21 protein-coding genes are annotated in these 20,417 nt (G+C 37.7%); 10 read left to right on the top strand and 11 right to left on the bottom strand.

Annotated features, from left to right (window positions below; translation table 11 throughout):
• The 3 genes from AC4MRQ_RS09755 to AC4MRQ_RS09745 all read left to right on the top strand — a co-directional run.
• Positions 1 to 877: oxidoreductase (locus AC4MRQ_RS09755; protein WP_491197482.1), on the top strand; the 877-nt coding region annotated here is incomplete at its 5' end.
• A gap of 177 nt (positions 878 to 1,054) precedes the next feature.
• Complete coding sequence (locus AC4MRQ_RS09750) at positions 1,055 to 1,507, top strand: hypothetical protein (protein ID WP_491197481.1); 453 nt, start codon at positions 1,055 to 1,057, stop codon at positions 1,505 to 1,507.
• Between the two features lie 161 nt (positions 1,508 to 1,668).
• Entirely contained in the window at positions 1,669 to 2,712 is a 1,044-nt protein-coding gene (locus AC4MRQ_RS09745; RefSeq protein ID WP_491197480.1) for a TRM11 family SAM-dependent methyltransferase, read from the top strand.
• A gap of 90 nt (positions 2,713 to 2,802) precedes the next feature.
• Here AC4MRQ_RS09745 and AC4MRQ_RS09740 read toward each other — a convergent pair whose 3' ends face one another.
• The 5 genes from AC4MRQ_RS09740 to AC4MRQ_RS09720 form a co-directional block, all read right to left on the bottom strand.
• Positions 2,803 to 3,165 carry an endonuclease domain-containing protein gene (locus tag AC4MRQ_RS09740; protein WP_491197479.1) on the bottom strand — a complete coding sequence of 121 codons (363 nt, stop codon included), beginning with the start codon at positions 3,163 to 3,165 and terminating at the stop codon, positions 2,803 to 2,805.
• A gap of 524 nt (positions 3,166 to 3,689) precedes the next feature.
• Complete coding sequence (locus AC4MRQ_RS09735) at positions 3,690 to 4,388, bottom strand: SDR family oxidoreductase (protein WP_491197478.1); 699 nt, start codon at positions 4,386 to 4,388, stop codon at positions 3,690 to 3,692.
• Positions 4,389 to 4,530: 142 nt separating this feature from the next.
• Positions 4,531 to 5,535 (bottom strand): alpha/beta hydrolase, encoded by a 1,005-nt coding sequence (locus AC4MRQ_RS09730; protein ID WP_491197477.1) that lies wholly within the window; start codon positions 5,533 to 5,535, stop codon positions 4,531 to 4,533.
• A 2-nt stretch (positions 5,536 to 5,537) separates the two neighbouring features.
• Positions 5,538 to 6,071 (bottom strand): nuclear transport factor 2 family protein, encoded by a 534-nt coding sequence (locus AC4MRQ_RS09725; protein ID WP_491197476.1) that lies wholly within the window; start codon positions 6,069 to 6,071, stop codon positions 5,538 to 5,540.
• 4 nt (positions 6,072 to 6,075) lie between these two features.
• Entirely contained in the window at positions 6,076 to 6,516 is a 441-nt protein-coding gene (locus AC4MRQ_RS09720) for a nuclear transport factor 2 family protein (RefSeq protein ID WP_491197475.1), read from the bottom strand.
• A gap of 219 nt (positions 6,517 to 6,735) precedes the next feature.
• On the opposite strand from AC4MRQ_RS09720, the gene AC4MRQ_RS09715 reads away from it, so the two are divergent.
• Together AC4MRQ_RS09715 and AC4MRQ_RS09710 are read left to right on the top strand one after the other, a co-directional pair.
• Positions 6,736 to 7,605, top strand: coding sequence for a helix-turn-helix domain-containing protein (locus AC4MRQ_RS09715; protein ID WP_491197474.1), 870 nt, complete (start codon positions 6,736 to 6,738; stop codon positions 7,603 to 7,605).
• Positions 7,606 to 7,744: 139 nt separating this feature from the next.
• The gene (locus AC4MRQ_RS09710) at positions 7,745 to 8,500 is read left to right on the top strand and encodes an MBL fold metallo-hydrolase (RefSeq protein WP_491197473.1); all 756 of its coding nucleotides are present in this window, start codon (positions 7,745 to 7,747) and stop codon (positions 8,498 to 8,500) included.
• A gap of 47 nt (positions 8,501 to 8,547) precedes the next feature.
• Here AC4MRQ_RS09710 and AC4MRQ_RS09705 read toward each other — a convergent pair whose 3' ends face one another.
• Positions 8,548 to 9,462: an AraC family transcriptional regulator gene (locus tag AC4MRQ_RS09705; protein ID WP_491197472.1), complete on the bottom strand. Its 915-nt coding sequence runs from the start codon at positions 9,460 to 9,462 to the stop codon at positions 8,548 to 8,550.
• A 240-nt stretch (positions 9,463 to 9,702) separates the two neighbouring features.
• Between AC4MRQ_RS09705 and AC4MRQ_RS09700 the strand changes: the two genes are divergently transcribed.
• Positions 9,703 to 11,589: a mucoidy inhibitor MuiA family protein gene (locus tag AC4MRQ_RS09700; protein WP_491197471.1), complete on the top strand. Its 1,887-nt coding sequence runs from the start codon at positions 9,703 to 9,705 to the stop codon at positions 11,587 to 11,589.
• Positions 11,590 to 11,672: 83 nt separating this feature from the next.
• Positions 11,673 to 12,398: an SIMPL domain-containing protein gene (locus AC4MRQ_RS09695; RefSeq protein WP_491197470.1), complete on the top strand. Its 726-nt coding sequence runs from the start codon at positions 11,673 to 11,675 to the stop codon at positions 12,396 to 12,398.
• 76 nt (positions 12,399 to 12,474) lie between these two features.
• On the opposite strand, the gene AC4MRQ_RS09690 is transcribed toward AC4MRQ_RS09695, so the two are convergent.
• Entirely contained in the window at positions 12,475 to 12,795 is a 321-nt protein-coding gene (locus AC4MRQ_RS09690) for a hypothetical protein (protein WP_491197469.1), read from the bottom strand.
• Positions 12,796 to 13,005: 210 nt separating this feature from the next.
• Here AC4MRQ_RS09690 and AC4MRQ_RS09685 point away from each other — a divergent pair, with 210 nt between their 5' ends.
• Positions 13,006 to 13,428 (top strand): lipocalin family protein, encoded by a 423-nt coding sequence (locus tag AC4MRQ_RS09685; protein WP_491197468.1) that lies wholly within the window; start codon positions 13,006 to 13,008, stop codon positions 13,426 to 13,428.
• On the opposite strand, the gene AC4MRQ_RS09680 is transcribed toward AC4MRQ_RS09685, so the two are convergent.
• From AC4MRQ_RS09680 to AC4MRQ_RS09665, 4 genes are all read right to left on the bottom strand, one after another.
• On the bottom strand, positions 13,425 to 15,926 hold the full coding sequence (locus tag AC4MRQ_RS09680; RefSeq protein WP_491197467.1) for a TonB-dependent receptor domain-containing protein: 2,502 nt from the start codon (positions 15,924 to 15,926) through the stop codon (positions 13,425 to 13,427). The two genes, AC4MRQ_RS09685 and AC4MRQ_RS09680, sit on opposite strands and share 4 nt — an antisense overlap.
• Positions 15,927 to 16,002: 76 nt before the next feature.
• Positions 16,003 to 16,890, bottom strand: coding sequence for a FecR family protein (locus tag AC4MRQ_RS09675; RefSeq protein ID WP_491197466.1), 888 nt, complete (start codon positions 16,888 to 16,890; stop codon positions 16,003 to 16,005).
• Positions 16,887 to 17,375, bottom strand: coding sequence for an RNA polymerase sigma-70 factor (locus AC4MRQ_RS09670; protein ID WP_491197465.1), 489 nt, complete (start codon positions 17,373 to 17,375; stop codon positions 16,887 to 16,889). The genes AC4MRQ_RS09675 and AC4MRQ_RS09670 overlap by 4 nt, the downstream gene beginning before the upstream one ends.
• 150 nt (positions 17,376 to 17,525) lie before the next feature.
• Positions 17,526 to 18,464 (bottom strand): hypothetical protein, encoded by a 939-nt coding sequence (locus AC4MRQ_RS09665; protein ID WP_491197464.1) that lies wholly within the window; start codon positions 18,462 to 18,464, stop codon positions 17,526 to 17,528.
• 299 nt (positions 18,465 to 18,763) lie between these two features.
• Here AC4MRQ_RS09665 and AC4MRQ_RS09660 point away from each other — a divergent pair, with 299 nt between their 5' ends.
• Together AC4MRQ_RS09660 and AC4MRQ_RS09655 are read left to right on the top strand one after the other, a co-directional pair.
• Positions 18,764 to 19,339 (top strand): RNA polymerase sigma-70 factor, encoded by a 576-nt coding sequence (locus AC4MRQ_RS09660; protein ID WP_491197463.1) that lies wholly within the window; start codon positions 18,764 to 18,766, stop codon positions 19,337 to 19,339.
• A gap of 73 nt (positions 19,340 to 19,412) precedes the next feature.
• On the top strand, positions 19,413 to 20,414 hold the full coding sequence (locus AC4MRQ_RS09655) for a FecR family protein (RefSeq protein ID WP_491197462.1): 1,002 nt from the start codon (positions 19,413 to 19,415) through the stop codon (positions 20,412 to 20,414).
• Positions 20,415 to 20,417 lie beyond the last annotated feature (3 nt).

Raw genomic sequence — 20,417 nt, 5'->3', positions numbered from 1 at the left:
AGAGCAAATACCTGACTTAACAGGGAAAGTAGCAATTGTGACTGGCGGTAATACAGGGCTTGGTTTCCAGTCAAGTATGGAATTGGCACGAAAGAATGCAATGGTCATAATTGCATGCCGAACAATTTCAAAAGGAGAACAGGCTATTGCCGAAATAAAATCAAAAATTGGCGTAAATGCTAAATTAGAAGTATTGCAACTTGATTTGGCAGACTATAACTCTGTACGAAAGTTTGCCAAAGAATACATCGATAAATATGACCGCCTGGATATTCTGATGAACAATGCAGGAATCGTAAACCAAATCGATAAAGGCACAACAAAAGATGGCAGTGAAACCCAAATGGGAACAAACCATTTTGGCCATTTTCTGCTGACAGGTCTGCTTGTTGATGTTTTAATGAAAACCCCTGAGTCAAGAGTTGTGACAATGAGTAGTGGTGCTTACAAGCAAGCTAATATTGACTTTGAAGATTTGAATTGGGAAGAACGTCCTTATCACAGAGTTAAATCGTATGGAGACAGTAAACTTGCCAATTTACTTTTTACAATGAAACTTCAACAATTCTTTGAAGCCAAAGGAGCCGATAGTATGGCCGTTTCTGCCCATCCGGGTTTATCAGCCTCACCACGACAGCAAGCTATTGGTATAGGAGGTAAGCTTTCGAAGTGGTTGGCCTCCCCTCTTTCGCGCGGCAGCAGACCGCAGTTGTTAGCAGCAACAGCATCTTTTGTAAAAGGAAACGATTTCTACGGTCCCAGGTATGGCATTGATGGAAAGCCAGTGAAAATAGGCATCAAGCATAAACAATATACACAAGAAGTTGCAGAAAAGCTCTGGGATATTTCAGAAACGAAAACAGGTGTTAGGTTTTAAGAAAGCATTAATGGTTTTTAGTTTAAGAACGGGATAAAGAGATATTTGAATGATTCGAACCGGAGTTGATTAATAATCAGAAAGGTGTTCATTTTTTCGGGTTTATCTATTCATCTTCTTAACTTGCTTAACGACTTTGCCTGATTGCCTTTATGGAAATAACCAGATAATTTCGATATGAGCAAAGAGAAACAAAAGATAAAAAAGGATTTGGCCCGCCGAATAAAAACCTACTACATTACTGCTATTTTTAGTCTGGTATTCGCCGTTATGGGGTTTTCATACAACCTCTGGCGTATGAAGGTAAATGAGAAGAATAGCACAATCCGCACCGCTTCATTTGAAGTATTAAGGGTCTTGGGCGAGTTGGAGCAAAATATTTACGCAGCTCATTACGATCAGGACACTATAAGAGGCAATGCAAGAATTGGCTGGGTTAAAGTAGGTTTAATTCATGATCTTAGTGTGCTCTTAAGTCCCGCTGTTACAGAGGAAGCACTGGAATTAAAAAGATACTGGGGCAAAGTGTGGGATGACCTTCCGGATGATAATACGGTGGCAAACAAGTTGGTAGAGAATATTGACGCAATAAGAGCTGAGATTCGATTAACCATTGAAGATATAAAGTAAGGGGTAATCCGTGCTGCTTCCAACCCATCAGCTGGTGCGCGTGTCCTTACGCGTTCCTGATTTACTTAAAGGACATGTAATAAGGAATATTAAAAGGCAACCTCCAACTTGCCTTATTAAACTTGTTTCGCAATTCATTATTCGCTTCTTATCTTTGCGGCATGTATTTGATTTTACAAAATCCGGGACATAACCGAGTCTATTATAAAGAGGCCGCACAACTGGCCGTGTCAGAATTGGGCATTGCCGGTCAGCGCTTAAGTATTCCTTGTGATGAGGTTGAAGTTGTTGAGGTAGCCGGAGTTCGGTATATCTCATTAAGAATTGAGGATGAGCTAAACAGTGATGATATTGGTATTTTGTCACGTCTCTCGTTCACCTTTGCTATTTTTAATCAGTTTGGAATATATGCTGAAGATGGTCTCGTGCCCATCCCCATTGAGCGTTACGAATACCTGGATGGCAAGATTAGTACTATTCAGAAGTATGCCGGTAAAACAAATGAGTTGTTCACCAAAATGATGGTGAATGTAGCATTATTGGCCAGTGATTTTAATTACACTGATGATATCTGCTTACTTGATCCGGTGGCTGGACGTGGCACCACATTGAACGAAGCTACTGTATATGGTTTCAATGCTTTTGGTATTGAGATAGAGCAAAAATCAGTACACGAGAATCAGATTTTCTTTAAGAAATATCTGCAGAACGAGCGTCATAAGTTTTTGGCAGATAAACGTATGGTGTATGGTAAAAACAAGTCGGAAGCCATTTACATGCACGAGTTTGAATATGCCAACAGTAAAGAGACCTTTAAAAACAAGGAAGATCGCAAACGACTTGGACTGGTGAATGGTAACTCACAGGATGCCGATAAATACTTTAAAAAGAATAGCTTTCACCTGATCGTGGGCGACCTGCCCTATGGTATTGCACATGGTAATACCGGTGCTAATAAAAGCAGCACTGGAACCCGTAATCCTTCTGAGCTGATCAGTTCATGCCTGCCCGCCTGGAAAGCGGTTCTGAAGAAGGGCGGTACCATTGTACTTGCCTGGAATAGTTTTGTCGCTTCAAAACAAAAACTGGCTGCGATATTTGAAGAACATGGTTTGCAGGTGATGAGTGGTAAAACTTATGATGGCTTTGAGCATATGGTGGATAAGTCCATTAAGCGTGATATTATTGTGGTGAAGAAGCTATAAGAAGAATTGTTGAATACAGACTATTATTTGGAACAATTTCTCCTCCTTAATCAAGGAGGAGTACGGTGAGGAACGAACCGGGAGGTGGTTTTATAAATGTTTTTTAGTCTTTTGGTAATGAGATTTAATGTCGTCTATAATTACATCAGGATGTTCAAACACCATACAATTCTCATATCTTAAAATAGTAATACCATATTGTTCTAAGACTTTATCACGTATTCGATCGTATGCTTCATTATAAACATGGTATTGGCCATCCAGCTCAATACCCAATTTAAGTTGGGGACAGTAAAAATCAAGTATAAAATTATCAATTGAATGTTGCCTTCTAAATTTGAGATTACAGATTTGCTTAGCTTTAAGAGATCTCCATAATACAGCTTCAGCCGATGTTGAATGGTTTCTTAAGTTCTTTCTCCTGTTCTTTAATTCAGGTAGGTTGTTTTTCATAGAAATACAATCAAAATTATAATTTGCTCAAAACCTCCTCCCCTCTCCGTTGTCGAGGTACTCCTCCTTTTTAAGAAGGAGAAATTTAAAACAACCTTATCAAGTAAATCAATCCAATCGCAACTTGTGATTTTTGATCTCTTCCTGATTCAAGTATAAATCCTGATCATATTTTAGCCATGTGGCAGCAAACTTCTTAAAACGACTACATGGGTATATGGGGCATTGGTGGCAATGTTGCAAGCCCCTTTTTTCAACACAGCAAACATAAATGCCCTTACACTTTCGCTTTTTACAGCCTTCTTCAAAACCTACACATTTGTTCTTCGTTCGTTTGTAGTTTGGACATTCTGCACAATTAATGCCACAAGGAGGGTAGAAGTTGTTTTTAGGTCCGGGATTATTCATCTTCGAATATTTACGGCTCAATTTATACCAAAAATATTTAACCTGGAAATGTCATTAGAAAATCTATTACCTATCTGGGTTAAAAGCCGAAACGATTGATTGTACCACCATTGTAATCACCACTGTATTTCCTTCATATCCCTGAAGAACTTTCCGGTAGAGCCATTATCGGGGAGTTCAGCAGCCCAAATGATCGTTTCGGCCCCCTTTTCAGGGCTGCGAGGGGCTGTTGGTCCACCCATATCTGTTCTCACCCAACCGGGGCATACAGAATTTACAAGTATATTGTGGTCTTTTACATCAGCGGCCAATTTTACGGTCAGAGCATTTAAAGCGGCTTTTGAAATGCTATAACCAGGCGTACCTCCACCCATCTCGTAGAAGGACCCTGCCCCGCTCGAAACATTTACAATACGTCCGTATTTTTGTTTTTTCATCATGGGGATAAAAGCTTGTGCCATTCGCCAGGCACCGATCAGGTTGGTTCTGATGGTTTCCTGCACTTCCTCCAGATTGGCATTGGAAGCACCATGCCAGGTATCGTAATTGATTCCCGCATTGTTAATGAGTACATCCATTCGCCCAAATTCATTTTCAACAAAATGCTGTATAAACCCCACACTTTCCAGATCAACTACATCCAAAGCGTGATAATACACGTCTCCATACTCCTGAAGCTTAGTTTTAGCCTGCAATCCATCAGTCTCTTTTCTGGCTGTCAGGATCACCTTATAACCTTTCTTCAATAGTTCCTTAACTGTTGCCAGCCCAATACCTCTGTTTGACCCGGTAACTAATACTATTCGTTGTTCCATTGTGTTTTTATAAGAATTATTAGTGTCTCATTATTTCGCTAAATCAGTTTCCTATTAATAAAACACCTCTTCCTATCCTTGTCAAGGAAAAGAAGAGGTGTTTAACGGTCCGTTTGTAATCTGGAACAGGCTTATTTACTGTTTACAGTTTAGCCTGAAACCATTTAGATGCTTTATCAACCGCCATACCAACTTCTGTTTCCTGATCGTAGAAGTTAAACTGTTGCATTGGTGAATCTAAATCGGTTTCTACCCAATTTAACTGCTTGTCATTCGTGGCAATCTTCTCAAAAAAGTTTTTGGTGTATTGTGGTAAAACACAACCATCGGAGTGAATCATTAAAGTTGCGGCATTCAATTTTGAAGCATAAGGCATGGGATCAAGTGTTAACCAATCTTCCCAACTCATAACTGCAAATTTATCGTTGCTCCACTCCTTGATACCACCTCGTTCTGGGTTCAAGTAGTAATCGTATGGACCATACATTGCTGCAGAAGGATTGGTCGTAGAAATGGTTTCGATATATTCCACCACGCCATCTTTAGCAAAAGCTTCTTTTGCCTTGCGTGCAGCAGCAATCTTTTCTTTCACTCCTTCCTCGCCTCCATAGAATAATTTGACGGCCTCGGCATCCTGCAGCCATGATGCAGCAGTTACAACTGCTTTAATTCTATTGTCATCAGCTGCCGCCATCAAAGTGTACATCGATCCTGCACATACCGCAAAAGCGCCAATCTTGGCATTGTCTACTTCTGGCAGAGTTTCCAGGTAGCTCACGGCATTTTTAATATCCTGAACTTTCATTGTGGGATTCTCCCAAAAACGTGGTTCACCTTCACTTTCACCATAGTTTCTAAAGTCGAATGCAAGAGTAATAAATCCTTCGTTGGCAAAACGTTCTGCATATAGTCCGGCCATTTGCTCTTTTACAGTTGTCCAGCTTCCTGATACCACAATTGCAGGATAGGATTTGCCTTTTTCATAGTTTGCGGGATAATATAGGTTACCAACCAATTTTAAACCTTCGCTTTTAAAAGTTACCTGTTCCATTTTTCTATTTGTTTCAGTTAATACTTTGGCCTGTTTTGAATGGGCACAAGCTGAAAAGGCCACTAACGTTACGATTACTCCAATTAAATTTCTCATGGTTATTTGATTTTATCGAGCAGTCCGAATCCTTTTGCAGCTACAATCGGATTAAAGATTTCTACATACTCGGTTATTTTACCTTCATCATTAAATTTAAATGTGGCGTAGTAGTCGTTATTATACCAGCCAGCATCGTTCTTTAATTTGATTCTTCCTTCGAATTTCACAAAAGTCATAGAAGGGTCTTCCATTGCATAAAGCTCTTCAATCGGGAACTCCATTTTTTCGAAATTAGGGAAAACAGGTGCCCAGTAGGCACGTACTCCATCCTTTCCTTTGGTTCCTTCCGGGAACAAACCAGATGCGTAAGGATTAATATGTACGCCATCTTCAGCGAATAAATCTACCACAGCTTCTACATTCATATCTTCCAAAGCCTTTAAAAAAGCACGTGTATTCGCTTTGTTTCTGTCAGATATTTGACTTTTCATATCAACTTCTTTTTTCAATGCTTCCCCTTCCTTTTTATAGTTTGTATGGCAAGCAGATAATGTTGTTATTGCCACTGCTAACACGATTACTACTTTCTTCATGGTTTTACTTTTTTACATTCTCCATTGCTACCTGTGGTAGCTGTGTATTTCCATCCTGATATTTGTAATTCAGCTTCATCTTGTTTACCCTCCAGGTGTCTCCTTCTTTTGTTAGCTCAAGATTGTATGAACCAACAACCGTCCAGATATTTCCTTCTTCGTGTTCCAGGTAGTGTGTTGCTGTCCCATAGCAATAAACTTCTGCCATATCACCATTTACTTTTGTAATAAAATTACCTAGTTGATGGTGTGTTGCAGTAAATCCAGGTAAAATAGTTTTCCAGGCATCAGTGATTTGTTTTGGACTTAAAACCACAGCTGGATTGCCATTCATGCTTGAATAGTCCAACTCCACCTGGTCGGCAAATATTGCTTCAACAGTATCCCATTCCCTGTTATCGCTAGCAACAAAAAGTTGCGATACCACTTGATTAATTGTTTCCATATGCTGTGCATTTATACTTATTGAAATAATGCTGAATAGTAAAATTGTCAGAGCCTTCATATCGTTTTGTTTTTGTTTGATACAAAGGTCATTACATTACAGACCATTGGATTTATGATTTCAAAGCAAGAAGTATGAATTTCAAAGAATGCCGATTTTCTAGTAGAGAAATGCCTAAGGAAGCTCTTATATTTACATGGTTGTTTAAAAGCGAAAGAGATGAAGCATATCAAATTCAATAAAACACTGTGTGGAGTAGATTTTCTTTTGAATGTCATTGAAGTTGATGGTTCGAAGAACAATATCATTTCACAAGAGCTTCATACAGCCGATTTTTTTCAGATTGTTTTTATCAACCAGGCAGAAGGAAATTTGTTATTAAACGATCAATCAATTCGCCTGAAGGACAATCAGGTGTTATTTATTTCCCAAAATCAGAAATACCAATGGCATGTAAAGTCCGAAATGTTTAAGGCCACGTTTTTGGTCTTTCAGGAGGATTTTTTGAATGATTTTTTCTCCGATCAGTTTTTCACCTATCGCATGCTCTATTTTTATCAAACAGAGTTTCCGCTGTTTATAGAAATAGCCAATGAAACAAAGCAGCAATTTACAGGACAGCTAGAAGAAATAAAGAAAGAATTAATGCAACCCCAAACCGATAGTGTGCATCTTATCCGTTCAATTTTATATTATCTGCTGGCTAAGCTAAACCGGGCATATACCAGTGAGTATCATATTTCTGCATCAGATATGAATGAAAACATGGCTTTTCAGTTCCGAAAACTGGTAGAAACACACATTCGTAGTAAACAGCGCGTGGATGACTATGTTGATTTGATTAAGATGAGTCGTATCACCCTTAATAAGGTGGTGAAAAAACAGTTTAATCAAACCATCTCTGAGTTTCTAAAATCGCGTCTCACTCACGAAATCAAAATGGAACTTATCTATTCCAATAAAAGCATTGATGAATTATCGCTGGATTTTAACTTTTCTGAACCAAACCATTTATCCCGTTTCTTTAAAGCCCAAACGGCTTATACACCAACTGATTATCGTACAAATTATCAAAATGGTAGTTTATAGCAAAAAGCTGGTAGCCTATTCATGTCTTGATATACTGAAATTTGCATCGTAATTTTTAAATAAAACGATGAGAACATTAGCACTAGTGATTATTGCAATTATCACATTAAGCAATTGCACCACGTCAAAACAAAAAGACATGGAAAAGGTAAACATTCAGTTAATCAGAAACGCCACGCTTAGGCTGAACTATGGAGGCAAAACTATATTGCTTGATCCTATGTTATCGGCCAAGAAAAGTTTTATGTCATTTGTAGTACCAGATAAAAACTTGAATCCAACAGTTGATCTGCCTGTTTCGATCGATCAAGTCATTGATGGTGTTGATGTGGTACTGTTAACACATGCTCATCCCGATCATTTAGATCCTAAAGCAATAGAAGTGTTACCAAAGGACATTCCATTTTTTGCCCAGGTTGCTGATAAGAATGCATTGAGTCAAACACCATTTACCAATATTACACTCGTTGATTCTAAACAAACATTTGAAGGCATTTCGATTACCCGCACTGATGGTAAGCACGGACCAGATGAGTTATTCCAGGCCTTGGGCACCGTATCCGGATTCATTCTTCGGGCAGATAATTATCCAACAATTTATATCGTTGGTGATTGTTTGTTGGATGAAGACATAGAGAAAACCATTGCTACCTATCAGCCGGATATTATCATTACCAATTCTGGTGGTGCACTGTTTATGGGAGATAATCGTATTTTAATGGATGTAGATGAAACCTTAAAAGTGGCACAACTGGCACCAAAAGCAAAGGTGATTGCCGTCCATATGGAAGCCTTGGATCATTGCACTGTAACGCGTGAAGCGATGAAGCGTGCAGCTCAAAAGGCAGGAGTTGAAATTATTATCCCAAAAGATGGGGAAGTAATTGATTTATAGATCAGAAACAATGATAAAGAGGTAGATGGATTCATCCTTCTGCCTTTTTACACTTTTTTGCGATAACCGAGTGGGGTTAAACCGGTATGTTTTTTAAAGAATGCACTGAAATTATTGGGAGATTCGAAATATAGAGAATAAGCTATTTCTTTAACACTATCGTTGGTTTGTACCAACTCTGCCTTAGCTAATTTAAGTATGTGATTATGAATGTGACTTAAAGCCGTTTTCCCGGTAATTGATTTTACAACTGCATTTAAGTGGTTGGGATGGATACTCAGAATTTGTGCGTAATAACTTGGTGAATGAAGGTTTGCAAATGTTTCAAGCTTTGCATCTGGGTAGAAACTGGTTTTTATCAATTTCTGGAAACGGGATAATAATTTTAAATCTGCTGTTCGAATCTGATCTTCGGCTTTTTGGGCGTCAACCTGTTTATTAAACAGACGTTTTACCTGATTTAAAAGTAATAAAATATAGGTTTGAATAAAGTTGAATTTATCATCATTATTGCTGTAGTATTCTTCATAGATATGACCATAAATATTCAGAATATTTGGTAATTCTTTTTTATTGATTTCAAATGGGATCGACTCGTCAATCTTCAGAAAAGGGTACTCCTCCAAAAATTGATCAAAATGATGCGAAGAAGCAAGAAAATCTTGCGAAATCATGATATAGTAGCCCGACCAATTAGGAAGAATATCCCAAGACAGAATTTGAAAAGGTGAATTAAAAAAGACAGTTACACCATTCGGAAAATCTGTGTGATGGCCCGAGATGGCTTTACCGTCACCATCAGCTTTAATGGCAATGGAATAAAATTCATGACGAAAAGGCGACATTTTAGGCACCACCTTTCCCATGTTGTCTTCAAAACTCCGAATATCAAAATGCGGATGCTTAGGCGCTGAAATTCCAATCGCTTTACAATATTCAGTTATAGTTTTGAAATGCTGCATATACAAAAATAGGAACTTTATTGTTGTTGTATATAAGAAAATATTTGAACCCGTAATATGCATTAGAATTACTTAAGAAGCATTAATTCCGGAAATTTACAAATGATCAAGATGCGAGGTAGATTTCTGAAAATGTTATAGTTACTTCCTGGAATAATAAAAATTAAAAAAGTTTTATGGAATAAAGCTTTTAGGTGCATCCTGTTATCAGTTAATGAAAATCAATTAAATGATAATAGCATGAAACTCTTAAGCCTAATTATTCTATTTTTCTGTTTGACTGAATTATCAGCCAACAACGTCATTAAAAAAAATATTACTTCAAAAGTGAATGAGGTCACTGTATTTAAAAAGGGTGCTCAAGTCAGTCGTCATAAAGAGATTGCGTTAGGTAAGGGCATTCATTTGTTAAAGTTCACAAAACTATCTCCTTTTATTGACGCAAAAAGTATCCAGGTAAAAGCCAATGGAAGCCTTACAGTTTTGTCGGTTAACCATCAACTCAATTACCTTTTGCAAGTGCAAAACTCAAATGAACAGAAGGTGCTGAAAAACAAAAAGAGCCAGGTTGACGAAAAGATTGATCTTCAATATGCCTACTTATCAATAGTTAAAGAAGAATTGGAATTTTTAAAGGCTAACCGACACCTTGGAGGAAAAAACGATCAGTTGAACTTGACAAGCCTTCAGCAGACGGCTGATTATTATGGGAAGCGCCTCACAGAACTAAAACTAAAGGAGATTGAATACAATAAGCAAATCAAAGATTTACAGGAAGAACAAAGTAAAATCGATCATCAGATTAATGCATTATCAGCTAAGAAGGAATATCCAACAGGGGAAATACTGGTAAAGGTTGATATTAAATCGGCATGTAATACCAATTTTGAGTTATCCTACTTGGTAAATAATGCTGGTTGGTTTCCATCGTACGATATTCGCGCTAAGAATATTAATGAGCCTGTTCGACTTATTTACAAGGCTAACCTGCGCCAGGATACTAAAGTTAACTGGGACAATGTTAAACTAAGCTTTTCTTCTTCCGACCCCAAAATAACTGGTGTAGCACCAGAGTTAAAAACTTATTTATTGGACTACAACATCTTGCCTCCGGGCTATCAAAGCATAGTTAATGAAATAAGCGGAAGAGTTGTTGATGACAACAACGAAGCCTTACCTGGTGTAACAATTACAGTTAAAGGCACATCGATTGGTACTGTTACTAATATGGAAGGGTATTATTCGTTAACCTTACCCAATAATGCTGCCTATCTCGACTTTTCATTTATTGGTTTTGAACCAAAAGTATTACCAATTACCAAGAATCGATTAAATGTGAAACTGAATCCAAGTGTTACAGACTTAGATGAAGTAGTGATGATGGGTTTGGGTAGTAGTAATATGAAAGGTGCATTGGCAGGAAGTGCTGCTGGATTATCTGTAAAACCAAAGCGTGATAAGCAGGTAAAAATAAGAGGCACTAACAGTCTGGCGTTACCAACTAAACAAGTTCGCAATCAAACCACTGTTGAATTTAAAATTAAACAAGCCTATTCTATTCCATCAGATAATAAAAACTACACGGTAGATATGGAAGCTTATGAGCTGGAATCGAATTATCAGTACTATTGTGTTCCCAAAATTGATCGTGATGCTTTCCTGATAGCTAAAATATCGGATTGGGAACAATATAATTTGCTGGAAGGTGAGGCCAATATCTTTTTTGAAGATACATATATTGGTAAAACCTTGTTGGATGTGCGTTTTGCTTCTGATACGCTTGACATCTCTTTAGGACGGGATAAGCAAGTAGTTGTTAGCCGGGAAAAGGTGAAGAATTATACAACTAAACAACTTATTGGTAATAAAAAACAAGTAGGTAAAGCTTGGGAAACCGTCATTCGAAACAATAAAAATGAGGCGATCAATATATTGGTACTTGATCAGGTACCCGTTTCCACAATAGAAGAAATTGAAGTTAAAATAGAAGAGCTTAGCAAAGGACAATTAGATCAGGAAAATGGACAGGTTAGCTGGGATCTGCAGTTGCTTCCGGCTGAAAAAACAGAATTACAATTGCGCTATTCGGTTAAATATCCAAAATACCGTAATTTGCATATTGAGTAAAAAAGAACAGTCTATTTATGGAATTTGCCTGACAAGTGCATCCTGATAACAACAATTGAAAGTTAAATTTAAAATATTGAATTATGAAACGTACAACCTACATTAGCCTTTTTATCCTGTTATTTACCCAATTAACTGTAGCACAAAATACAACAAAGCTTAGGGTTGAAGGTATTGCCCGCATTACCGAGGTGCCTGAAGACATCATTGTTTCCATTAACCTGAAGGTGCAGGATAGCCTCTACCAGGAGTGTTTCAATAAGTCAATGAAATCTCTTAAAGAGCTCAAGGCAGTTTTTAAAGATAATGGTATCGATCCAAAGCTGATTAAGTCAAAAAACATCGCAGTTAATGAATCTTTTGAATACATACGCAACAAACGGGTGAAAACCGGCTACGTATCCAACATTGCATTGGAAATTAAAGCACCATTTACACAAAAATTTTCCAATTCACTATTAACAAGTTTAGATCGGGAAAGTATGGATATCAATTACAGTATAGCCTTTGGTTTTAGTGATGAGCAAAAAACAAAGCTTCGTGAGAAAGCGATTGAGTTGGCTGTTGATGATGCGCGTCAAAAGGCAGAAACCATTGCCAGAGCAGCTGGTCTAAAATTAGCGGGAATTCAAACAATTAATTATGGGAGCGAGGGCACATCCTTCCGTCAATTAGATATGGTTTTTAATGAAGAACTTGGTGCGACCTCAATGAAAGCGAGGGCTAATAGCTTTGGTGGCGTTGATCTTAATCCAAAAGAACACCAAATTCAAAAATCGATTACTATTGAGTGGAATTTTTCTGAGTAAATATACAAAAGGCTGTCCTACCAGACAGCCTTTATTCTCATTCATTGATGAGACGATCTCCAAATAAGCGTTTTGCTTATCCCTTATTCTCACACTCTTTTTTTTCTCCGTCTTTTTCACAGCATGCTTTCTTCTCACCATCTTTGTCGCTACATGCTTTTTTGTCTTTGCATTCGGCCTTTTCAGCACATTCTTTTTCGCATTTAGTGCTGTCTTTCTCGCAACAAGCCTCTTTTTTTTCTGCATCTTTCGAGCAACATGCTTTTTCAGCTGAAGCGTCTGCTGTAGCTTCTACAGCTGCTTTTTCCTTAACTTCATCTCCCTGTGCATTTGTTTTCATTCCACAAGATGAAACAACAAAAGCGGCTACGGCTAAAATAACTAGAACTTTTTTCATTTTTTTAAATAGTTTGAGTTAATAATGTATGTGAATAAAGTCTCTATAAAACTCTGGTTTAGATAACTTCAGACATTACGGAATTATACCACAAGAGTTACAATTATAGTTATTTAATACTATAAATAAAAGATGTGCAGGTCAGTCCAACATTCATATTATAACGCAACCAATTCCAAGTAATTGCATCTTAACCTAAAACCAAATATTATGAAGAAATTTCCATGGCTGGCCTTTTGCCTCATTTTTTTACTTACAAGTTGCGATGACTCGGATGATAAAATACTCCCGATTGACCCTGATAATTTACTGATCGGCCATTGGTCGTACCGACAAAGCACTGAAGGTAACCAAAGTACTTATCAACGAGTTGATCAATTTATTGAAGATGAGTATGGTTTTTTATTGGATCACAATAATCAATTCATCGAACGAAGAAATGCAGGATGGTGTGGTACGCCACCTATGGTATTAGAGAATTTTGAAGGAACTTGGGAACAAGAGGAAAACCGAATTAATATCAGTGTTGATAATTGGAATGGTGAGGCGCATTATACATGGGAAGTAATAGAGCTTAATGAGGATCAGCTTGTTATTAAACTAGTTTGGGATGAATATAGTCAAGGCAATTAATAATGTAGCTTTAAGTATAGAAGAGGGGTAAAAGGCATGGCATCTGAGTTGATATATAATGTATTGATCTGGTCTAAAGGTACACGGCTAAATTGATTGTACTTGATGTTTTCGGCGTTTGTGACATTTAATACTGAAATACCCACTTCTCCGTTGAATTTCTGAAGTGATAAGCGATAGATGAAAGAGGCATCCAATCGATTATAATCAGGCTCAGTATATTGTTGTTTTCTGTAATTACTATAAATAGGAAAGCCAGAGCCATAAATATAACTGGCCGATAAGTGAAATGGACCCATATTAAACAGACCAGCCAATTTTACTTCATGTCGCTGATCATATAAAGCCCGACGATATTCATTGTCGATTAAAGGATATTGCTCTTCTGTTTTTCCCAACGAATATGATGCCCATATAGAGTGGTCATTAAAATCTTTTTTTGCGTATAAATCAAGACCATATGAACGGCTGTTGCCATAAGTGATAATACTCGTCTGTTGACCTCGAATAAACCGTGTCAAACCATCGTTTGTTTTATAATACGAATCTGCGCTAAACAAAAAATTCTGAAGTGTATAAGCAGCTCCCAGAACATAGTGTTCTGAACTTACTATCGGAATCTCTGTTCCATCAGCCAAGGTCCAGGAATAGCGAAAGTTTCCATATTCATCTTCAACCGAACTCTTCACAAGAAACTGATGGTAATGGCCCCAGGAAGCATTGAGTTTTATATTTCCTGATGCCCGGTATGATAGGCTTAAGCGCGGGTCGAAATATATTTTGTCAACAAAAAAGGAATGGTTATATCGAAGTCCGGCGGTTAAATTCAAACGGTTATTTATCCGGAACTTATCCTGAAGATATAAGTTAAGCCGGTTAGCACGTTCCGAAAGGTCAATATATTGTGTGTTAAAGGTATCCTCAGTTAGAACCAAATCATTATTGATCCATTCCATACCTAAAGTGAAAGCATGTTTCTCGCCAAGCAATAAAGTGTTTTCCCATTTAAGGCCCAATTCACTAACATCATTTTGAGTGTTAAGATCTTTTCTTACCCGACTCCACTTGAAATAACTTGCCTCACTATGCGAAGAATAATACGATTGTAATGCAGAATAGCTAAACTTTAATAATGAAGAATTGCCATTCGCCCACGTTTTCCCGTAAAACGCAGTTCCTCCTATTTGTGTGTTTTCTTCCTTTGCCTCATTTTTGATATTGATATCTATTAATTCCCCATGTCTATTTTCATGCTCGATATCTCTGTTAATATTTAGATCAAAATTATCGGCAGCATGCAAGACGCTTACATAGAATAAATCACCATTATCACCTTGTAGCGAATATTTCAGGTTAAAATCGCGGTAGTCATATTCAGGCGTTGCGTTGAAGTTATTGCTCTCTTCGGCCAATTTATCCAGATAATCCAAATCATCGCTGCCAAACAAATTATAATATGTTTGTCTGAAAGCCAAAATAACAGCTGATTTCTTGCTGAATGGCAACTCAACCATTCCATTAAGCGTTTGATTGTTGATAAAAAGATTCAGTCCGGGTTCCAGTGTGCTTCCGGTTTTGCCACTGATATTAACAATACCGCCTACTACATCATCATTGGTTACACCATAACCTCCTTTATTTACCTCGATATTTTTAGCCAGATATGGATTAACAGCACTAATATTGTCATTAAAATTTTTCAGACCCCAAATAGTAAAACCATCAAATGTCACACGGCTGGTTCCTTCGGGGCTTCCCCATATAATTAAATCATTAGGTTGTTCGCCAGCGGCCAATATACCTGGTTGCAGTCGTAGAAGGTTAAACACCGAATTGTCGCCATTACCAGGCAGATAGTTGGCTATATGATGATTTAAGCTGGTAAGGCCTGATGATTCGCCAATCTGTGTGGATTTTTCGACAATATTATTGGTTACAACCACTTCTTTAATGCCAACTGCTGAAGGTGTTAACACTAATATATGATCCGAACCGGCATTTAATAGAGTATCCATCATAAAACACCCCAGGTGCGAAGCAATCACCTCATAAATACTGTCATTCACAAAATTAAAACTGAACATTCCTTTCACGTCTGTTACAGCTTGTTGATCATTGGCCTTAATATGAGAAAAGGGTAACGGCTCGCCCGTCCCCCTTTCAATGATTTTACCCACCAATGTGTAATGGCGGGGTTTCTTTTCTTTTTTTATAGGGAAGATAATATAAACATCTTCATTCTTCTCATATTCGAGGGGCAGCCCTTTTAGTAGAGAGCTTAAAGCTTCATCAATTGTTTTAAAATCTTGTTTTATAGTGACTTTAAAGTGAGAGAGCTGATGATCGTTAAAGGAGAATTGCAAATCGTAGCGGTCGCGCCATTCGATTAATATTTCACTGAGGGGTTTAGACTGACAATCCACCTCAATAGTTTGTGCCCAAACTGCCGAGGTGGATAACATCGAAATGTATATGAAAAAAACTATTAATTTCTTCACACGATATTGTTTTCTTACTTGGTTACTCCAAGATAATAATGATGATTAAGACCTTGGGTTCATAGTCTTACATTTTCTAATTACTCACTTTATAACCATATGTTGTTTTTTCAAATTTTAATCCCATTGGACGACAAATATTGTACATCACATCATCAACAGAACGATCCAGGCTAAAATTACCGGTGTACTCATCACTCATTTGAACATCCAACACAATACGAACTCCATACTGTCGCTCCACCTCTTCAAACACGGTTTCCATTGGAGTAGAGGTAAAAAAGAATTGATCATCAATCCAGGCTATGGTTTCTTCTGTGTTTACTTTGTCAGAACGAACAACTTGACCATTAGATTGTATAAAGGCCTGCATATTCGGTGTAATATCAGTCGAATTACCACTCACTACACTTACCACACGAACTTTACCAGTGTAACAAGTTACCTTGTATTCATTTTTCCGGGCATAAATATTAAAGCTTGTACCTAGTACAATGGTGCGACCCATTGAGGATACCACTTCGAATGATTCACCTTTTTGTACCTTAAAGAAAGCTTCACCCTCAAACTGTACTTCGCGGTTAAAACGCCACCATAAAGGTTTGTATTTAATAACCGATCCGGCATTTAGTTCGATACTAGATCCATCGGGTAGCATTGCGGTTAGGTGCTGACCGGCATTGGCATTTACAGTTTTAGTGTATAAACGGAAAAATGCTGTAGTGCCCAATAAAACGATTAGTATAGCAGCTACCGATATGAATACCCGACGAAGATTTCTGACTTTACCTTTGGATGTTTCTGTCTCACGCACCTCGTCCTGATCGTCCTCATCCATCATGGCTTCCATTTGTTTCCAGACGTCTTCTTTCGAACGCGAGTATGGCAGCTCTACCTTTGGCAACGACTTCATCATGTCATCGTCATTGGTCCATTGTTCGTTATGTAAATCTTCTTGTTTCATGTTACTGCCAGTGCTTCTCTTAAAAATCTTAATGCGTTTCTCATTCGCTTTTCTACTGCCTTGATGCTTAGTTCCAGTCGATCGGCTATTTCATGGTATTTGAGTTCGTCGTTCCGGCTCATCAAAAATACTTCTCTTTGAATTTCCGGCATCTCGCTGAGTGCTTTTTCGTATGTTTTTTTCAGCTCTTTGTAACTCATTTCCTCTTCTGGCGACTGGCTATTTTCTTGATCCGGCGGACGGGCGATAAATTCCTGTTCAGTTTGACTTCGCCTGTACTTACTGATGAAAGCATCTTTAGCCATTTTATAAAGCAAACCAACAAGCTCTTTGGGAGGCTTGTCCAGTTGCTTTTCCCACATTTTCATAAACACATCCTGCGCTATGTCTGTGGCCAGCTCGGCATCACCACATCGGTAATAAATGTAATTACGTAGTGGATCGAAATGCTCATTAAACAAACTTTTAAAATCTTCCCGCTTCAAAATAATTCAGATTGGTGTCTTTCCGTTAGCTCAATGTATTACGTAAAAGGTAAACCAGTATGTTTCGTTGTTAGTATATTTTTTTCGAAAAACCCGAAGAAGTACGTTTACTCCTTCGGGAACTTTTGGTTATGAGTGAACGGGAAGTTGTTATTCGTTGTTTTCATCACTACCTTGGCGTTTCTCACGCTTACGCTCGCCAATTTTAAATTCTTTGCTTCCTTCTTCTGTTGTCATGGTTGCTACACGGTCGCATTCCATATCACCATAGTTAATGGTTGCAAACACAACACCATTCTTCGAAAGTGATACTTCACCAGCTACGATCCAACGGCATCCACCTTTTTTGATTAATGGAGATGTGATCTCTCTTCTGTATACGTTACCATCAGAATCTTCACAGTTTACAAATCCTGTAATTTCGAAAATATCATCCGTGTGATCCAATGGTGTATCCATACCTTCTGTCCAAGTACGGGTGCGTTCTGCATCACGATCAATGGTTGTTCCGTCTTCTAAAGTGAAAGTTAAATCGCGAACGATTTCCACCTTATATTCATCTTTAAGGAAAGTTTTGACACTGGTTCCGGCAATACCAACACTATCAACACTGAAGTCCTGGAAAGTCACTGTACGTGTAGCACCATTCTCACGACGAGGAGCTGTCTGATAGATTTCAATGATACCAACAATCACACGTCCGTTTTCCAATTCAGTTCCTTCGCCATAGTTTAAAGTAATGGTACGAGGCCATCCTCCTTCTTCCTTTACGATATGAATATCAGGACATTTACCAAATTTGTAACGCCAGCGGTAACGTTCTTTGCTATCATCCCCTCCGGATTTAAGACTGACGCCTGACTGCTCCATGGCAATGGCATCAATAGCTTCATCTGTTCCGGTGAATAAGTCAACTTCATATTCAGCAGCTTCTGCCACATCATCCAAAGAAGCTTCGGTCGTTACAACTGATTCTGTTGTTGATTTAAGATCAACTTCGGTTAATGGCATATCTTCAATAATGTTTTCATTCTTGTCGCAAGATGCTAATGCCGCAACCACTGCTAATGATAATAGTACTTTTTTCATAATGTTCTATTTTATGTGATTAGTTAAATTCTGTTTTAAAGAGCTTTGTTATTAATTCCTTTGAACCCTGTTTTTAGTGCTCTTACATTAGGTCACCGCATCAACTTGATTTTACCCTACCAGAAATTTTATTTTTTTGAAAAATATTTACCAAATGAATATGAGTGTTGGATTAAACATCAGGAAAAGAGTTGTTTAGTGATAATATGATTTGCAAATTATTTTGCAGACAGCATTGACATTAGATGGCTGTATTTGTATTCTATTTCCTTACATTTGTGATTTAATGCATTCTGAATTTGACTTCCACGCCACACATAGCTATAGATTGGAAGAGCCGTGAAGGATACGAGCTACTTTTTAATGAACATTATAGCCGGATGGTTTCATATGCTTATAATTTTCTGAAAGAGCAGGAAGCGTCTGAGGAAATTGCGCAGGAAGTTTTTTATCAACTTTGGATTAATCGTGAAAAAACAGAAATTAAGACGGCTATAAGTTCGTACCTCTATCGTGCTGTTCGAAATCGTTGTATCAATCTGATTAAGCACATTGATATAAGAGAGAAATACAAGGCCTATAATAGTGAAGAGATTGAAAAAGCTGATAAAGAATCTACCGACTTATTAACGGTTAATGAATTGGATAAAATCATTCGTTCCAGTATAGATCAAATGCCACTTCAACGAAAAAAAATATTTCTGATGAGCAGGTATGATGAGATGACTTATAAGGAAATAGCTGAGAAGATGGGCTTGTCAAAAAAAACAATTGAGAACCAAATGGGTAAAGCTTTACAATACTTGCGTGAGGAATTAAAAGATTATTTACCATTGATTATGATATTTTTTCATCAAATATTAAATGGAAAATAGGGTTATAGTTGAAGTAAAATGTCATACTAATATGAACTATTAATTAGAGGTTCCAGGCTACAGGCTAAAAAATATGCAGAACGAAGAAGCACATATTGATGCAACGTTATTGACTAAGTTTATTACTGGCGAAGTCACAAAGGTGGAACAACTTCAGGTCATTGAATGGTTGGATACTGATCCGGCTAATCAGCTTGAGTTTGATAAGTTAGAAGCTGCCTGGATTAAAAGCGGAACATTAGATCCCAAACCTCTGCCCGTTGATATGCCTCAGGCATGGAACAAACTCCATACTAAGATCGAAATACATGACAACCAAAAGCGTGGGATTAAACGTTTCTTATCGCCGGCTGTTTATGTAGCTGCTTCGGTTGCAGTGATCATTCTGTTATTTAATCTGATACAAACAAAAGAAGTTAGTTATACGCCAGTGACTGTTGAAAACCTAACCGGCGAACAACACACCGATACATTACCAGATGGATCTGTTGTTACTCTCAATGTTAGAAGTCGGTTGACTTACCTGAGCAGAGCTGAAGATATACATCGACATATGAAATTGGAAGGCGAAGCTTTTTTTGATGTGGTTCGTGACACACTTCGTCCATTTGTAATTAAAGCCGGAATGGGAGGTGTCAGAGTGCTTGGCACAAGATTTAATGTTAAAGTCACTAACACAACAGATGTTACTGTTAGTGTCGAATCTGGCTTAGTTGAATTATTTTATCCTGTTGCAACAAGTAATGATACCCTTCGATTGAAGTTAACAAGTGGAGAAGAGGGCAAACTATCTTTTCAGAACAGCCAGCTTACCAGTAAAAAGTCAACACCTTCTTCATTTTTTTGGATGGATAATACCCTGATTTTTAAAAATAAGCCACTCCAGGATGTTTTTGATGTGCTGGAGCAGTGTTATGGCGTTAATATTATTTGCGATGATAATAATATTAACCTTACTAATTTATCAACTACATTTAGAGATAAAGAAGTTAATGAGGTGCTCGATGTTATTTCAGCTACCTTCAATGTTGCTTATAGACTAGAGGATAAAACTTATCGAATTTACAGACCTTAAACA

The sequence above is a fragment of the Carboxylicivirga sp. genome (genome assembly GCF_982718395.1).
This window is presented reverse-complemented; position numbering and strand designations above follow the sequence as displayed.

Coding starts and splice junctions, on each gene's coding strand:
- AC4MRQ_RS09750 (WP_491197481.1), top strand. CDS start 1,055: ATGAGCAAAGAGAAACAAAAGATAAAAAAGGATTTGGCCCGCCGAATA.
- AC4MRQ_RS09745 (WP_491197480.1), top strand. CDS start 1,669: ATGTATTTGATTTTACAAAATCCGGGACATAACCGAGTCTATTATAAA.
- AC4MRQ_RS09740 (WP_491197479.1), bottom strand. CDS start 3,165: ATGAAAAACAACCTACCTGAATTAAAGAACAGGAGAAAGAACTTAAGA.
- AC4MRQ_RS09735 (WP_491197478.1), bottom strand. CDS start 4,388: ATGGAACAACGAATAGTATTAGTTACCGGGTCAAACAGAGGTATTGGG.
- AC4MRQ_RS09730 (WP_491197477.1), bottom strand. CDS start 5,535: ATGAGAAATTTAATTGGAGTAATCGTAACGTTAGTGGCCTTTTCAGCT.
- AC4MRQ_RS09725 (WP_491197476.1), bottom strand. CDS start 6,071: ATGAAGAAAGTAGTAATCGTGTTAGCAGTGGCAATAACAACATTATCT.
- AC4MRQ_RS09720 (WP_491197475.1), bottom strand. CDS start 6,516: ATGGAAACAATTAATCAAGTGGTATCGCAACTTTTTGTTGCTAGCGAT.
- AC4MRQ_RS09715 (WP_491197474.1), top strand. CDS start 6,736: ATGAAGCATATCAAATTCAATAAAACACTGTGTGGAGTAGATTTTCTT.
- AC4MRQ_RS09710 (WP_491197473.1), top strand. CDS start 7,745: ATGGAAAAGGTAAACATTCAGTTAATCAGAAACGCCACGCTTAGGCTG.
- AC4MRQ_RS09705 (WP_491197472.1), bottom strand. CDS start 9,462: ATGCAGCATTTCAAAACTATAACTGAATATTGTAAAGCGATTGGAATT.
- AC4MRQ_RS09700 (WP_491197471.1), top strand. CDS start 9,703: ATGAAACTCTTAAGCCTAATTATTCTATTTTTCTGTTTGACTGAATTA.
- AC4MRQ_RS09695 (WP_491197470.1), top strand. CDS start 11,673: ATGAAACGTACAACCTACATTAGCCTTTTTATCCTGTTATTTACCCAA.
- AC4MRQ_RS09690 (WP_491197469.1), bottom strand. CDS start 12,795: ATGAAAAAAGTTCTAGTTATTTTAGCCGTAGCCGCTTTTGTTGTTTCA.
- AC4MRQ_RS09685 (WP_491197468.1), top strand. CDS start 13,006: ATGAAGAAATTTCCATGGCTGGCCTTTTGCCTCATTTTTTTACTTACA.
- AC4MRQ_RS09675 (WP_491197466.1), bottom strand. CDS start 16,890: ATGAAACAAGAAGATTTACATAACGAACAATGGACCAATGACGATGAC.
- AC4MRQ_RS09665 (WP_491197464.1), bottom strand. CDS start 18,464: ATGAAAAAAGTACTATTATCATTAGCAGTGGTTGCGGCATTAGCATCT.
- AC4MRQ_RS09655 (WP_491197462.1), top strand. CDS start 19,413: ATGCAGAACGAAGAAGCACATATTGATGCAACGTTATTGACTAAGTTT.